The following is a 16,001-nucleotide window of genomic DNA, read 5'->3' as shown; positions in this document are numbered from 1 at the left end:
TATTTAAAGTTTCTAAAAATAAAAAAACCGGTTTTTCAGAAAGACAAAAAATCCGCGACTTTTCGGCAAAATTCTTCCTGCGGAAATAAATCATTCATACCCAAAACAAGGATCCTGTCCTCTAAAATTTCGCTGAGGTCGGCATCCATTTCAGCCGTGTGCTCCGCATTCATAAATGTCATTAAAATTGCTTTTGAACTGTCGCCCGCAATTTGTTTCGTTCGGTGGAGAATTTCAAAGCCTTTGGATTTGCATAAACTTTGCGTCTTGTCGGTCGTACACGAAATACCGCACAATTCGTATCCTTTAATCAAAGCGACATCGATTTCAAAATTCTTCGACGCGGTTTGAACCAAAACATTGAGATCGATGCTTGAAATAATGTTTTTATCAAACAGATTTTTTTTCAAAACGCTGTAAACGTATTGTTCAAACCATTTGCCGGTGATGTATTTTCGGGTTTCAATCAGCTTGCTCATTTGTTTGTTGCTGACATCCGTTTTCAAATAATGTTCGCCGTTTCGATTTTCAATCAGAGAATATTCAGGCTTGTCTTCGAGAATTTTCAAAAAAAGCGCTTTTTCAAGAAGCGCCGAAAATTCCGAATCGTGGGGCAGCAAATCGCTCAATTTGTTTTTTCCGTGAACGGGAATGACTTTTCCGGGGTCGGGATAAATGTCGTAGAAATGTTTGCGCCATTTCAGATATTTGCAGAAATTGTCGGGATTTGTGATGACGTCTAAAAAGTCTTTAAAAAACTCGGCTGAAAAGCCGCCGCTGTTTTCGTCTTCCGGAATCGCCCGATAGCCGTGAAGTTCGAACAAATCTTCGAATCCGATTTCGATTTTGTCGCCGAGAAAAACAGAAACAATCGGCTCATGAATATCCGAATCTTCTTTGAGACGGTTTCTTCGGGAATCGAAATAAGAAAAAGTCGCGGCTTCGCCGAAAACTTCTTTAAACGTTTCGTACGCGTGAAGCGACATTTCCTTTGTGCCGCCGGAATAATCCAAATGAATATTTTTTGAATTTTGGTTTTTCAACGACAAAAGAACCGATTTAAGATCGGAATGAATCGAAAAAGCGTCTTTGATACGGATTTCATGAAGATAAATTTGAATATTTTTCGCGCCTTCGCTTTCATTTTTCTCCAAAACGGATTTCAAATGTGAAGCAAAAAAACGCGTCCCTTGAATGTTATTTTCTAAATCATCGGCGGAATGAATTAAATGAATTGTCTTTAAGCCGTCTGCGTTTTTCAGAAAATAATCGGCGACGACATAATTGGAAAGCGGATTGGTTCCGATGAGAAGATGAAGATGCTCGATGTTTTTCATGAAATTACGATCCTTTTTCTGTTTCAATTCAGATTCTATATTCTATAAAATCGACTATATTTAAAAAAGGTGTGTCAGGTTTTCAAAATTTATTGTTGCTGTTTGTACCTGCCGATTCTTATCGCATCCGTTCGCTTCGCGAACGGGCCGCTGCCGGCTGCCTGCCACCGCGCGCGAGCCGCACAAATTTTTAAAAAAATATCGAAAAACGTTCCCTTGAATTTGAATAAATGAAAACAAAAATGTTCCTCGAATTTAAATAAAATAAATAAAAACGCCTTTGGATTTTAAAAAAATAAAAGGAATGGAAGAAGCTTAAATGCTCCAATCCATACTTTTTTTCTGCGTATTGTACATTCCGGCATACAGTCCGTCTTTTTGAATCAATTCATCATGCGTTCCTTCTTCGGCGATTTTGCCGTCGTTCAAAACAACGATTTTATCGGCGCCGGTCACCGTTCTTAATCTGTGAGCGATGACAACGACCGTTTTAGATGAAATCAATTCGGAAAGCGCTTTTTGAACTTCGCCTTCATTTTCAGGATCTAACGACGCCGTCGCTTCATCGAGAAGAACAACCGGCGCGTTCTTTAACAAAGCTCTCGCAATTGAAATGCGCTGGCGTTCACCGCCCGATAAACGACTGCCGTTTTCGCCGATGACGGTTTGATAGCCGCCGGGCATTTTGCCAACGAAAGAATCACAGCGCGCCGCTTTTGCCGCGGCATAAACTTCTTCATCTGTCGCGTCATGGCGGCCGAGTTTAATGTTGTTAAAAACCGTGTCGTCAAACAAAACCACGTCTTGGAAAACGAACGACATATATTCCATCAAATGTTCCGGATCAACCGTTTTGATGTCAATTCCGCCGAGCATGATTCGACCGGAAGACGTGTCCCAAAAGCGTGCGATCAGCTTCGAAACCGTACTCTTGCCGCTGCCCGACGGGCCGACCAACGCCGTAACTTTGCCTTCCGGAATCGTCAAAGTAATTCCTTTGATTGCGTTTTCTTTATTGTAACTGAACGCCACATTTTGGAATTGAATATCATATTTTTGGATTTGAACGGATTTGCTGCCGTCCATCAGCGGTTCGTTTCGAAGCGCCGCTAACCTTTTCAAAGACGGTTCCAAGAAGAAATATTCACTGATCATCGTCAGCATCGTTGTCAGCGGACCGTAAATTCTGGACGCGACAATCAAAAAGATCATAAGCGTAAAAATTTCAAGCGTTCCGCCGAGGAACAAATAAACGCCGACTAAAACGGTGAGCGGAAGTCCCATTTGAAGGAAAAGGGAAATGCTGACCGTGACAATGCCGACAACCAATTCCAACATGAAAGAACTCCTCATTAAGTTTTTCAAAGACTGTTCCAGCGCCGCAAATTTGTTGCCGCCCAATTTGAAAGCTTTAATCACTTTCATGCCTTCCAAATATTCCTGCGTTTTGTCAGCGGCACCCAGTTTGCTTTTATGCAATTTTTTGTCATATTTCGTCTGCAAATTTTTAGACAAATAAATCAAGAAAAGCGCAATCGGAAACGTAATAAAAGTTGCGATTCCCATTCGCCAGTCGTAAGCAATCAGCATAATCATGATAACCGTAATCGAAATGATTTGACCGGCCAGTTGCGGAACAAGGTGCGAAAGCGCCGTTTCCATGCGCGTGCAGTCCGCCATAATCATCGTCGTCAAATCCGTGAGATCCTTGCGGTTGAAAAAACTCAGCGGCAATTTTCGAAGGCGCTCGGCGAGTTCGGTTCGGACGTTGCCGACTTCCGTGTAAGCGCTGACATAACATTTGTTGTATTCGTTCGCGTATGCGACAGCCGTTAAAATCAGGCCGGCAAGAGCAATACCGAATGAAATCCATAACATTTCCTCATCAATTGAAAGACCCGTAAACGGCTTTAACAATTCGTAAACAAAGACAGAGACGGAGATTGCCGGAATGAAAAGAACAAAATTCGTCAAAACGACAGCGACAATTGCTTTTTTTAAATCTCTGTATCCTTTTTCAGAAAGATAATTTTTAATCCGAAAAACCATCAAACCCGATTCATCGGAACCAAAAAGGTCACCGAATTCATCGGCTGAATTATTTTTATTGTGAGACATTTAAACCACGCTCCCCTGCGCGGAAATATCTTTTTTGGATTCGTTTTGAGAAATGCGCCATGTCAACGTCGCATTATAAGCGTCCCACATTTTTTTGTAAGCGCCGTTCTTTTGAATTAATTCGTCATGCGCCCCGCTTTCCGCTACTTTTCCGTCACTCATGACAATAATCTGATGAGCGGTTCGGATTGTCGGCAGCCTGTGTGCAATCATAATAACCGTTTTTTCTCGAATCAATTCTTTAAACGCTTCCTGAATCTTGTATTCATTTTCAGGATCGGCAAACGCGGTCGCTTCGTCTAAAACAATTATCGGCGAATCTTTTAAAATCGCGCGCGCAATCGCAATCCGTTGGCGTTCGCCGCCGGAGAGATGAATGCCTTGCGTTTGAATGATCGTATCGTAGCCGTTTGGCAGATTGCGAATAAAATCATCGCATTGCGCCGCTTTCGCCGCGGCACGAATTTCTTCATCGGTTGCATCGGGTTTCCCCGCGCGAATGTTTTCGCGAACGCTTTGCTTGAAAAGGAAAACATCTTGGAAAACGAAACTGATCATATCCATCAGGTCGTCCGTTTTCAAATCGCGAATGTCGGTATCGCCGATGTAAACAACACCGCCGTCAACATCCCAGAAACGCGGAATTAGATGTGCAATCGTGCTTTTGCCGCTGCCGGATTTGCCGACAAGCGCTGTGATTTGACCTTCCGCGGCTTCGAAACTGACATCAGATAATGCATTATGCGCGTGGTCTTCTGTGTAAGAAAAAGAAACATTTTCAAAGCGAATGCTTCTGCCGACAACCGTATTCGGATTGACGGGGTGATCGGGTTCTTTAACCGACGGCGTGTTGAACGTTTCATCCATTCTGCGGATGCCGTCAATGATAACGTCGCCTTTGTTGCTGACATACATCAATTTCATAAACGGTGAAACAACCGATGCTGAAAAGATCAGATAGAAAATGAATGTTAAAGCGAAGGCGGCGTAATCCGTCGTTCTCGTGACCCACCAGATGCCGACCGGAATGATGAAAAACGAAATGTTGTTCAAAATTGTCGTAAAAGCGGTCATCGGAGCGCGGCACATGTATGTGTATTTGATGCAGAATTTTGTGTAATTCAGAATGGAGTCATGGATTTTTTTGAACGAATAAACCGTTTGATTAAAAATTTTAATGACGGAAATGCCGCGGACATATTCAACGGCGGACGCGTTCATGTCGTCCAGCGAATCCTGATATGTTTTCAAATACATGACTTTGTTTTTGCCGCCGAATGAAACGATTTGAATCAAATAGGCCAAGATAATCGGAACCAAGCAAACCAAACCGACGCGCCAGTCAAAATACAATAACAAAAGAATTAAAACAACAGGTGCCGTGAATGAGCCGACTAAATCGGGAAAATGGTGCGCGATAAAAAGTTCGATGCTTTCGATGTTGTCGTCCATGACTTTTCGGAGTTTTCCGGTGGCGTTTTGATTGAAATAACCAAGCGGAAGTGTCGCGAGCTTGGCCGCGAAATCAATTTTTAAATCGTAAAGCGTTTCAAAAGCGGCTAAGTGCGAACACATGAGCGAGATGAACATTGTCGCGACTGTCAGCACAAGCGAAGCGGCGATGAAAGCGATATACGTCATCAGAAGCGATGAATCGATTTGGCTTAAATCAGAGAGATTCGGTAAAATTTCCTTGAGAACCAAATAAAGAATGATGTAAGGAACAAACGAAAATGCGACGCTTGTAATTGAAAATATCGCTGACGCGAGCATATGCCATTTTTTGTGAAAAGCGATTTCAAACAGTCTGGCTCGGCCTTCTTTGACCGCGCGCATGTCTTCCGAAAGCGCTTCACTGTTATTTTTTTGAAAAGATGAATCTTGATTTTCATAATAATTTTGAGACATAAAGATCTCCTGCATCCGATTCGGATGTGTGTTTTAAAACGGCTGCATTGGTTGGAATGCAGCCGGGAGTGCCGGCATTTTTCCGGAAACGAGCTTAATAAATCGGCAGGAATCACTCAAAACATTGCAAAAATGCAAAGGGCAAATGATGCAAACGGCACAAATATGCAAAGGAAGGAAATTCCCGAGGATTTATTGAAATGAAATAACCGCAATCGTTTTTACTTGAAAAATAAGAGGCCTGTTCGAGGTGACAAAACAGGCCTTGAGGTGGATTGAAATTCTGCCTGATTTAAAAATAAATCAGATTTTTGTTTTCGTCAAATGGAAATAATTTTGATATGATAAATATATTTCGATAAAACGAAATTAAAATCTTTATTGTAAAATTTAAATCGTATCAATTCTTTTCAATACCAATCTTGATTTTGAAAATTAAATTTTATTTAAATTTTAAATTGATTTATTATTATCAGAGGCAATTTTATGGACAAATATGACAAAGTGATGGATCTTGCCAAACGCCGCGGCTTCTTATGGAATTCGTTTGAACTTTACGGCGGCGCGGCCGGTTTTTTTGATTACGGACCGCTCGGCTGTACCGTGAAGAGAAAAATCGAAAACCTTTGGCGCGATTTTTACGTTTTAAACGAAGGCTATATGGAAATTGAAGCGCCGACAATCGGTATTGAAGACATTTTTGTCGCGTCCGGCCACGTCGGCGGCTTTTCCGATCCGCTGACCGAGTGCAGCGGCTGTGATCAGTCTTTTCGCGCGGACCACCTGATTGAAGCGCTCGGCATCGAAGGCGTCGGCGCGCTCGGCACAGCGCAGCTGGACGAAATGATTGAAAAGCACAACATTGTTTGCCCCGAATGCGGCTGCAAGCTCGGCAAATCATTTGAATTTAATTTAATGTTCCAAACCAAAATCGGTCCCGGAACGGGCCGTCCGGGTTATATGAGACCGGAAACCGCGCAGGGAATGTTTGTTGACTTCCAACGCCTGTCACGCTTTTACCGCGAAAAATTACCGTTTGGCGCTGTTCAAATCGGAAAGTCTTACAGAAATGAAATTTCACCGCGCCAGGGCGTTTTAAGACTTCGCGAATTCACGCAGGCCGAATGTGAAATTTTCGTCGATCCCGATGTGAAAACGCATCCGAATTTTGACAAATACAAAGATGTCAAACTCACGCTTTATCCGCAGGCGCAGCAGGAAGACGTTGCCGGAACGACGATTCAGAAAACAGTCGGCGAGGCGGTTGCCGACGGAACAGTCGCGCACGAATTTTTGGCGTACTATGTCGCTCTGACAAACGATTTCTTAATCAGCGTCGGCATTTCACCCGAAGATTTGCGCTTCCGCCAGCACTTGTCCGACGAGATGGCGCACTACGCTGTCGACTGCTGGGACGCGGAAGTGAAAACGGATCGCTTCGGCTGGGTGGAAGTGGTCGGCATCGCTGACAGAACGGATTACGATTTGTCGGCGCACGCGAAACAAAGCAAGGTTGAGCTTTCCGTTTACATCGAATATCCCGAGCCGATTATTGAAAATAAATTCATTATCAAACCGGATATGGGAAAGCTGGGTCCGCTCTTTAAAGGAAAAGCAAAGGCTGTCGGCGACGCGATTAAAGAACTCGACGCGGAAACGATTCAAGCCGCCGGCGATGAAATTACCGTAACGGTTGACGGCGAAAACTTTACCGTGCCGATGAATTTGGTTGCGTTCGGTGAAGAAAGCGTTAAAATTTCGGGCAAAACCGTTGTTCCGCACGTCATTGAACCGTCTTACGGCATTGACAGAATTACGTATTGCGTGATGGAGCATGCTTACGACGAGGAAGATCTGGGCGAATCGACCGGCGATGACGAAGACGACGAAAACCGTGTTGTCATGAGATTTAAAAACGCCGTTTCTCCGTATCAGGCGGCTGTTCATCCGTTGATGGGAAAGCCGGAATTATCCGCCGCCGCCAAAAAATTATTCAATGAAATCGTTGCAGCCGGCATCATGTCCGATTATGATGAATCCGGAACGATCGGCAAACGTTACAGAAGAAACGATGAAATCGGTATTCCGTTTTCAATCACGATTGACTTTGACACGATTGAAAAAGAAGAAAAGCCGGTGACAATCCGCGACAGAGATTCAATGAAACAAATTCTTGTTCCTGCCGCCGATTTGGTTTCTGTTTTGAAAGGACTTCTTTCAGGCGAAAAAACATTTGAAGAAAGCGGGGAAGTTGTTTCCCGCTGATTTTTTTCACTTTATTTTTTATTTTCTCTTCTTTTTTGGTTTTTCCGTTTTGTTTGCTGTGCCGCCGCGCGCGAGCAGCATCATTTTTTCAAAAATGAATGAAAATCGGACGGGCGATTTTTTAATTTTTTTCAAAACATAAATGTTTAATTCAACTAATTTTGTTTAAAACTCGGAAAAACGAATTTTTAATTGATTTTAAATTAATTTTCGATTTATTCAAATTTTATTGATTAATGATTTTGGGAGTTTTACAAAAAACGCAATGCTCAACAAATTAACATTTTGATTGATTGCGATTTTAAAAATAAAAAAGTATATATACCATTTAGACGTATTTAGGAAATAACTCAAATTTAGTTGTTTTACATTTGAGCCCTCTGTAAAATATTAAATAAATAATCGATACGCCATAATCGAAATGCAACAGAAACAAAAAACGAAACCTCCGTTTCAAAAAACAAACCAATTTGTTCAAAATCAAATTCCCCATAAAGTCTGACAGCCCGATTTCGGGCTTTTCTTCTTTTCTTTTTATTTCATTATTGCAGAGCTTTCGCTGTCGTTTTTAAGAATCAAAAAAATTAAATGAAAATTAAAAAGATCAGCAAAATGCCGCGTAATAGTCCCCGTGCTTTTGAACCGTTACGGGAACTTCAAAAAGCGCGGTAAGATTTTCATTCGTTAAAATGTCTTCTTTTTTGCCGTCGGCAAATATTTTTCCGTCTTTAATGAGAATCACGCGCTTGATTTCGGGAATAATGTCCGATAAATCGTGGGTGACGAGAACGATATTTTTGCCGGCTTTGGCAATAGAGCTGACGGTTTTTCGGAATTGATCAATTGATTTCATGTCCAGGCTGTTGGTCGGCTCGTCTAAGACGAGCGCTTTCGGATCGTGAACGAGCGCGCGTGCAATCAGCGCTTTTCGCGCTTCACCGGAAGAAATTTTCGTCATTTTTTGGTTTGCCAAATGATAAATTCCTAAAAATTTCAAAACCTCGTGCGCCATCGCTTTCATTTCGACGGTGACATCAAAGAAATCATCGTAAATGCCGATGCTTGAAAAATAGCCGGAAATAACGATTTCCAGAACCGTGCTGTCTCGGATGCAGGAATGCTGCAAATCCGTTGTAATGATGCCCATTTGTTTGCGCAAATCAAAGATATTCCACATCTCTTCGCCTAAGATGTTCATAGAAAGCCCGGGAACGTCCGCGACGGGATAATATTCGCGCGTCATGACTTTGATGAGCGAAGATTTGCCCGAGCCGTTCGGGCCGATTATGGCGATATTTTCATCCGCTCCGACTGTCAGCGAAAGATTGTCCAAAATCGCGCGGCCGCCTTTGACGACGGTCACGTTTTTGAAATCAAGAAGCGGAATATCTTTGTCAGTTGTCATAATTAAAATTCATTGTAGGATTAAACGGTTATTAGTTTTTCGTCAAAATTTCGAAAATGAGATTTATTTTTCATTCATTTTTTTAAAAAAACAGAGTTTGTTTTTCATTTATTTTTTAAAAATTTGTGCGGCTCGCGCGCGGCGGCAGACGTTGCCGGCAGCGCAGAACGGAGCAGATGCAAACGGCAACACAGACAACAGCGCAAACAAAATGCTTGTATTTGATTTAATTGAGTTTGCGCTCTCGGAACCCGGACGTTTCATCGTCAACGAGTTCCGTAATTTTATGCAATTTTTTGACTTGATATCTGTAGCGCAAATAAACAAGAATGATGGCACCGGCGAGCGCGGCAAATGAAATCAACAGGTAAAGCGGTGCTTTTTCATTGTAATAATTGACACTAACGGCGCCGATCGGATTATTCCATTTCAAAACGTGACGGCCGATTTCATCTTCTTCAAAAGAATCCGGCTTCGGCGAAGCCGTTCCGACGATTCTGTTTCCTGTCATCAGGCCGTCGGGCAAAATAATTTGAATAGCGTCGGCGCCGTCGTTAACAACAATAGAAGTGCTGTTCATATTCGGGCAGAATGTGTAAACCAAAACGCCCGTGAAATTTTCTTTAAATTCCATGACCGGCGCACGTTTCACATTTTTCAATTCATAACCGGGACTGACAAGAACCGGATTTTCAAGAAGCAAATCAATGCCTTCCTGCGTTGCGGAAAAATCATCAGCCGTGATGAAATAAATCTCCGTAAATTCCGGCGCTTCAAAAGAAAACATGCTTGAATCGTGAAGCAGAGAAACTGTTTTTTGATTATCAACGAGGCGAATCACACGAACCGCCGAAGATTTTGAATCAACAAAATAAGTGCCGGATTCAACGATTTTTTGCTGTCCCTGAATTGTCGGAACAAAAATATTCGGCTCATAAATTTCAAAAACATCTGACGCATTGGCTGCTTCCGTCGAATTATTAGAGTCTCCCGTCAGCGATGTTAAGCATCCGCTCAAAGAAACGGCAACGATGAGAAAGACAAAAATAAGAAACGGAAACAGACCTTTTTTCATAAATGAAAATAGGATTCTGTTCATAAAAATGTTTGTTTTTTAAAAAATAAAATTAAACCGAAAATGAAAATCAAAATGAAAAAACGAAATGTAAATGAAAAACAAAGATGAAAGTTCGGCGGCGAACTTCCATCAATTTTAAATCAGAAATATCCGATTTTGACGTTGTGACTGTAGTTCTGAAGCGGCGTTAATTTGTAATCTTCAAGAAGCACATCGTATGTGTTTTTGACCGGAACGGAAAGCGAAATTTCTTTTGTTCGGCCGTAGCGGCCTTTGCTGACAACAACCGCGTTGATAATGCCGAGCATATCCAGCTCCGACATCAAATCCGTGACGCGGCGCTGTGTTAAAACGTCAACATCAATCGCTTTGCAAAGTTTTCTGTAAATGTTGTACACTTCGCCCGTTGTGATGCTCTGCGGCGACAGATCCTGGTTTTGTGCGCTGATGTTGAGCGTGACAATACTGAACAAAACAAGTTTGGATTGCATCGGAAGCGTCCGGACGACTTCAACAACGCGATCGACTTCGATTTTATCCTGAGCGACGCGGACATGAATTTCCGTAACAAGCTTTTCTTCGCGGCGTTCCGCGATTTCGCCGGAAACACGGAGCAGGTCAAGCGCGCGGCGCGCATCGCCGTGTTCCTGCGCGGCCAAAGCGGCGCACAGCGGAATGACGGAGCCATCTAAAACATTTTCATTGTAAGCCATTTCAGCGCGCTGATAAAGAATGTCGCGGATTTGATCGGCATCGTAAGGCGGATAAATGATTTCTTCTTCGCCGAGCGAACTTTTAACGCGCGGGTCTAAAAAGTCGGTGAATTTTAAGTCGTTGGACACGCCGATAATGCTGACGCGCGCCTGTTTTAAACTGGAATTAATACGGGATAAATTGTAAAGAACGTCATCGCCTTTCTTGACAAGCTTGTCGATTTCGTCCAAAATCACAATGAGAACCTGTTCCTGCGTGTCTAAAGCTTCCTTAAATTTTTGGAAAACCTGGTCAGTCGGCCAGCCGGTCATCGGAATGTCTTCGCCGAAATGACGGGCCAGATTTGCCAAAAGTCTGTACTGCGTGTCGATAACTTCACAATTGACGTAAATCACGGAACATTTGACGCCCATTCTCTCACTCATGTTTTCAAGCTCTTTGCCGACATATCGCGTAACGGCGGTTTTTCCGGTTCCTGTTTTGCCGTAAATGAGAATGTTTGACGGTGTTTCGCCGCGCAGCGCGGAAACCAAAATCGTCGCCAATTCTTCCGTTTGCGCATCACGATGAACCAAAACATCGGGCGTGTACGAATGTCTCAGAACTTCCTTGTCTTTGAAAATGGATTCATTTTCAAGAAGGCGTTCAAATAATTTGTTTAGGGAGCTTGTCATAGTATTAAATCTCCTGTGAGATCGTCGGTGAAAACGTTAAGTGAAAACGTCAAATACGTAAATGAAAAAAGCCGTTTGCCGCCTGAAATAAACCGGCGCGAACCGCGCTTTCGTCTCAAATTTATCCGCAGGCGGAAAAACCCGGCTGCTTAAATCCGAAATCTGCCGGGAGCGCCAAAACCGAGGCGGTCACCGAAAAATCGGCTGTGTTTTTGAAAAATCGATCAATTGCGTGAATTGTGAATTTCTGACTTTCGTTTTTTCCTTTACTGAAAAATTATCGCTGAAAACAGCGCTGTTTCCGATGCAGGCATGAAAAGCGCCTGTTCCTGTGGAAATGATGTTTTATTGAAAAATCATTTCTTGAAAATATGAAACGTTTTAAAACATTTCAATAACACGGTTACAATTTTTCAGTCGTGGCGTGCTGAAAGTTCATATCAGTTTATCCCGATTTTTTGGACCGGAATATTTCTTGTGTAAGATATCCAAGAGAAGTAAAGGTATTAAAGGTTATTGTTTCGACACCCCTTCATTTCGCATGGAAAAACCGATACAGGCGCGGTTGCGAATATATATTTTTGTTTCACCGCACCAATTGATTTTCAAAAAAGGAGGTGATGATTTCGAATGAAAAACAGATTCGAGCACATTGTTTGAAACGACTGAATGCTTCATCGGAAACACAGGACGAAGAGAAGAATGTTTCTTTTGGAAATAAAGACATTTTCAAGAAAACGGTTTCCAATAAAAAATCAAATAGCTGCGACTGGAATCATTGAAATCAATTTATTTTAAAAGTATAATAATTTTTTCACAATAGAACAATTTTTTCGTAATAAAATAAATTTTTCGTTGATACGAATATTTTTTTGTAAAACTAACTAATTTTTATATATGAAAAACTTACGTTTTTTGATTTATTTTACTTCTTTGATTAACATTCAATCATACAAACGTCTCTTTGCTTCTGCTTCCTGAAAAAAATCGAAAATCGGATTTTAAAATTATTCAAAACTGAATCAAATCGAAATGAATCAAATCGAAATGAACCAAATCGAAATGAACCAAATCGAAATGAACCAAATCGAAATGAACCAAATCGAAATGAACCAAATCGAAATGAACCAAATCGAAATGAATCAAACCGAAATGAATCAAACCGAAATTGATCAAATTCAAATGAATTGGAAAGGTTGAATTCAGAAAATAAGCATAAGCGAACTCAACGGTGTGAAAGAAGTGAAAATCAGGATGGGATTATTATGTCATCAGAACGAAAAAAATTACAGAAAAATGAACGCCGGTTTGCTGCGGCGCCAATGATTTTGATAATCGTTGCCGTGCTTCTTGCAGCAATGATGTCCGGTTGTTTAAATCAAGGAACAGATCAGGAAACAGATTCGGGAAGTCCCGGAGGATTTTCATCTTCTTTAAATGAAAATGAGAACGCTGAAGACGACAAAACCGAAGACACCGATGCCGGCAGCAGCGGAAGTGGTGGCGGCGGCGGCGAAAACGCAGCAGGGTCATCATCTTTTCCTGACGTCGTTGTCGCAACCGGTTCCGGAGGCGGCGGCGGTTCAAGCAAGCCGAACATTTGGCTCGCATCCGTGAGCAATCCGTTCATCGGCACATGGATTTCCGAAGACGAAGACGGATCCGTTTTGACTTATATCGGTTATTCGGACGGCACTTTTGATTATACAATGGAAAACCTGCCGTCCGAATATGTCGGAGTGATTCCTGACGAAGGATCCGGCGCGTACATCGTCAGAAAAGATTTGGACGGCGTTCACGTTGCTGTTTCATATTTTGATTTCGGCGGAAACGGTATGATTAAAAGCAACAAATTCGAAGTCATCACAAACGATCTCATCCGAGTTACGGAATTTACCTTAACGGACGAAGAACAAAAAGAATACGGCGAATCCACTTATTTCAAAAGAGTCGGAACTGCCAACCGTGACGATTATGTGGACACAGTATTGCCCGAAAACATCTTTTCAATGTATTCCGACCCAGAAACCGGCGGATACGGTTGGGGCGCAGGTTTACCGGTCCAAGGCTCAGTTTGGAAATTTAAAGAAGACGGAAGCATTGACCTGATATTCCGCATTGACATTCCGGGAATTGGAGAAACGGAATGCATGTTCCCGTTTTCATATGTTATTTACGATGATGAAAATGACAACTACGACAGATTAATCGTTTACGGAGACACCGACGAAGGAAACGAAATGTTTGTTTTGGAAGCCACGTTCGATGAAGAAGATTCGTCCATGATTTTAGAAATCTATCCGGTCGACGAATACGGATTCGCGATGGTAAAATATCCGGACGTAGAATTCCTGTTCTGGCCGTACCCCACAGTCAATCCGAAAATCATTGAAAAAGGAAACAATGAAGCCGGAATGTTCTTCTTATCGGTTCCCGATATTAACGAATGGGCGGCGCAAGTAAACACCGCCGAAGACAACGGATTTTACTGGGCGCATGAAGTCATTGATCCTGAAAACGCGGACACTTACACCAAAAATGTCAGCGGCAAACCGAACCAAATCAGCGCCGGAGATTTCTATGCGAGCGGATTTGAATTCAGCCTTGCAACAACTGCCGATATCGGAGATACGATTCGCCCGGCAATGGGATTCAACGCTTTCTTTGATTTCACGCGAATCAACTTCGATTTCTATGACCAGTTCGCCGCCGAATTAAAGGGCCGTGAACTTCAAGGAGAATTGATGTATTATGAAGGCTGGTATTTGCCGGCGGAAGAAGGATCTGCCGTCATGGTTGACATGCTGACAGATTACGGAATCAGCGTTTATTCAGATGTCGGCGGAACTCCGACAGACATCACGGACAGATTTGCATTCGGCATTTCCTATGACGAACAAAATGATATGATGCTCCTCAGTTACGGTGCCGTCATGGTCGATTCTGATGATACAACAATGAGCGGCATTCCGCTTCCGGTCAGCGCCGAAGACGAATTGATTTGGAGCGACAGAACCAAAGACAACAAAATTACCGGTGAATGGTGGATCGTTTATGATTCGACTGTAACGCCTTTTGCAGACGGCAGCGGTACAGTCGCCGATCCGTATCAAATTGAAACCGCCGATCAGCTCGATCGTGTGCGTTACCATTTGGATGGGAATTTCATTTTAATCGACGATATCAACCTTTCCGGTTACAGTAATTGGGAACCGCTCGGCACTTTTATTCCGGCATCGGAAGAAGATGAAGAAAACCCGATCATAAAAAGAGCTTTTACCGGCACTTTTAACGGCGACGGATATTCAATTTCAGATGTCAGCGTTAATTCAGAAGACATTGCTGTCGGATTGTTCGGCTGCGTTGTCGGATCGACAAAAGCGATTACAATTGAAGGCATGAACTGTCCGAACTGCATCAGATTCGTGACGGAAGCTTTGTATGAAGTTGACGGTGTCAAATTCGTTAATATTGATTTGGTTCCGGGCGGCCAAAGCACAGCAACGGTTGTTTTGAGCCAGGATATCGACTATACCGGTTTAGACGCTTTGCTGACGGATGCCGTTGATAATGCGCACCATTACACAACAATATCAATTACGGGATCAACTTCTGCAGAACCTTCCATATACGATTTGGTTGTTGAAGATGTTGATGTCAGCGGATCTTCGATGCTGGTCGGCGGTGTTATTGGTTATGCGGCTTACTGTGTTTTGGAAGAAATCATTCTGACAGAAAACGGCGGCACAAACACAATTACCGGAAACTCAATGGTCGGCGGTATTGTCGGCGGCGGTTTTGCCGATTTGACAGATTGCAGCGCAACGGCGGATATTATCGTTATCGGTGACGGCGGAAGCATGGCAGGCATTTTAGCCGGCGGCATGGAAGAAAGCATGTTGTCAGGGTGTTACGCTTCGGGAACAATTACGGCTTCCGGAGACAGCATTCAGGGACTCGGCGGTCTTGCAGGCTGCGCCTTTGAAAGCGCGCTTGTCGAAGATTGTTTGGCTGAAGACGTTACAATAACAGCGACAGGAAGCGGCAACATATTGATCGGCGGTTTGCTGGGCATGACCGGCACGACCGACGGAAGCATTCCGACTTCCATTTTGAATTGCGATATTGATAATGTTGAAATCATTGTTTCAGACACATCATCCCGTATCGGCGGCATTGTCGGCGGCGGATTTGCTCTGACGGAAGAAATGCTTGATGCCATGCTCGGTTTAGATGAAGACCTTTCGGCTGAAGAACGTGCCGTGTATTACGAGATGTTTGAAGAATATTTCACGCCGAGTGTGTTTGAAATTACAAGCTGCGATGCTAGCGGCAGCATTACCGGCGGATTTGAATACGTCGGAAGCATTGCCGGATTTGCCGAAGGTTCCGTTGTCGGAAGCTGTACAAACACAATGACATGGACCGGCGGCAGCCTTCCCGAAATCGGCACGGCCGAATAAAGAATGAAGAAATTGTAAAATCGACAAATTAAATTTGGG

The 16,001-nt window shown here is 42.9% G+C and carries 9 protein-coding genes; 3 read left to right on the top strand and 6 right to left on the bottom strand.

The window, feature by feature from the left end:
- Positions 1-35: 35 nt before the first annotated feature.
- The 3 genes from MmiEs2_RS07445 to MmiEs2_RS07435 form a co-directional block, all read right to left on the bottom strand.
- The gene (locus tag MmiEs2_RS07445; protein WP_316559236.1) at positions 36-1,337 is read right to left on the bottom strand and encodes a PDDEXK family nuclease; all 1,302 of its coding nucleotides are present in this window, start codon (positions 1,335-1,337) and stop codon (positions 36-38) included.
- Between the two features lie 315 nt (positions 1,338-1,652).
- Positions 1,653-3,455, bottom strand: coding sequence for an ABC transporter ATP-binding protein (locus MmiEs2_RS07440; RefSeq protein ID WP_316559235.1), 1,803 nt, complete (start codon positions 3,453-3,455; stop codon positions 1,653-1,655).
- A complete protein-coding gene (locus MmiEs2_RS07435; protein WP_316559234.1) occupies positions 3,456-5,363 on the bottom strand; it encodes an ABC transporter ATP-binding protein in 1,908 nt (635 codons plus the stop codon).
- A 486-nt stretch (positions 5,364-5,849) separates the two neighbouring features.
- Here MmiEs2_RS07435 and glyS point away from each other — a divergent pair, with 486 nt between their 5' ends.
- The gene (glyS, locus tag MmiEs2_RS07430; protein ID WP_316559233.1) at positions 5,850-7,628 is read left to right on the top strand and encodes a glycine--tRNA ligase; all 1,779 of its coding nucleotides are present in this window, start codon (positions 5,850-5,852) and stop codon (positions 7,626-7,628) included.
- A gap of 604 nt (positions 7,629-8,232) precedes the next feature.
- Here glyS and MmiEs2_RS07425 read toward each other — a convergent pair.
- The 3 genes from MmiEs2_RS07425 to MmiEs2_RS07415 all read right to left on the bottom strand — a co-directional run bounded on the left by MmiEs2_RS07425 (position 8,233) and on the right by MmiEs2_RS07415 (position 11,499).
- Positions 8,233-9,033 carry an ABC transporter ATP-binding protein gene (locus MmiEs2_RS07425; RefSeq protein ID WP_316559232.1) on the bottom strand — a complete coding sequence of 267 codons (801 nt, stop codon included), beginning with the start codon at positions 9,031-9,033 and terminating at the stop codon, positions 8,233-8,235.
- A 226-nt stretch (positions 9,034-9,259) separates the two neighbouring features.
- Positions 9,260-10,051: a DUF5803 family protein gene (locus MmiEs2_RS07420; RefSeq protein ID WP_316559231.1), complete on the bottom strand. Its 792-nt coding sequence runs from the start codon at positions 10,049-10,051 to the stop codon at positions 9,260-9,262.
- A gap of 200 nt (positions 10,052-10,251) precedes the next feature.
- Positions 10,252-11,499 (bottom strand): ORC1-type DNA replication protein, encoded by a 1,248-nt coding sequence (locus tag MmiEs2_RS07415; protein ID WP_316559230.1) that lies wholly within the window; start codon positions 11,497-11,499, stop codon positions 10,252-10,254.
- 1,032 nt (positions 11,500-12,531) lie between these two features.
- On the opposite strand from MmiEs2_RS07415, the gene MmiEs2_RS07410 reads away from it, so the two are divergent.
- The gene (locus MmiEs2_RS07410; RefSeq protein WP_316559229.1) at positions 12,532-12,699 is read left to right on the top strand and encodes a hypothetical protein; all 168 of its coding nucleotides are present in this window, start codon (positions 12,532-12,534) and stop codon (positions 12,697-12,699) included.
- Positions 12,700-12,821: 122 nt separating this feature from the next.
- A complete protein-coding gene (locus MmiEs2_RS07405; protein ID WP_316559228.1) occupies positions 12,822-15,962 on the top strand; it encodes a heavy-metal-associated domain-containing protein in 3,141 nt (1,046 codons plus the stop codon).
- Positions 15,963-16,001 lie beyond the last annotated feature (39 nt).

It is taken from the genome of Methanimicrococcus stummii (assembly GCF_032594435.1).
In the GTDB taxonomy this organism is placed as follows: domain Archaea; phylum Halobacteriota; class Methanosarcinia; order Methanosarcinales; family Methanosarcinaceae; genus Methanimicrococcus; species Methanimicrococcus stummii.
Note: the sequence above shows the minus strand (reverse complement) of the source record. Positions and strands in the feature narration are given on the sequence as shown.

Excerpts from the sequence above, each read along its gene's own strand:
- MmiEs2_RS07405 (WP_316559228.1), top strand. The coding sequence starts at position 12,822 with ATGATTTTGATAATCGTTGCCGTGCTTCTTGCAGCAATGATGTCCGGT.
- MmiEs2_RS07440 (WP_316559235.1), bottom strand. The coding sequence starts at position 3,455 with ATGTCTCACAATAAAAATAATTCAGCCGATGAATTCGGTGACCTTTTT.
- MmiEs2_RS07410 (WP_316559229.1), top strand. The coding sequence starts at position 12,532 with ATGAATCAAATCGAAATGAACCAAATCGAAATGAACCAAATCGAAATG.
- MmiEs2_RS07425 (WP_316559232.1), bottom strand. The coding sequence starts at position 9,033 with ATGACAACTGACAAAGATATTCCGCTTCTTGATTTCAAAAACGTGACC.
- MmiEs2_RS07445 (WP_316559236.1), bottom strand. The coding sequence starts at position 1,337 with ATGAAAAACATCGAGCATCTTCATCTTCTCATCGGAACCAATCCGCTT.
- MmiEs2_RS07435 (WP_316559234.1), bottom strand. The coding sequence starts at position 5,363 with ATGTCTCAAAATTATTATGAAAATCAAGATTCATCTTTTCAAAAAAAT.
- glyS (WP_316559233.1), top strand. The coding sequence starts at position 5,850 with ATGGACAAATATGACAAAGTGATGGATCTTGCCAAACGCCGCGGCTTC.
- MmiEs2_RS07415 (WP_316559230.1), bottom strand. The coding sequence starts at position 11,499 with ATGACAAGCTCCCTAAACAAATTATTTGAACGCCTTCTTGAAAATGAA.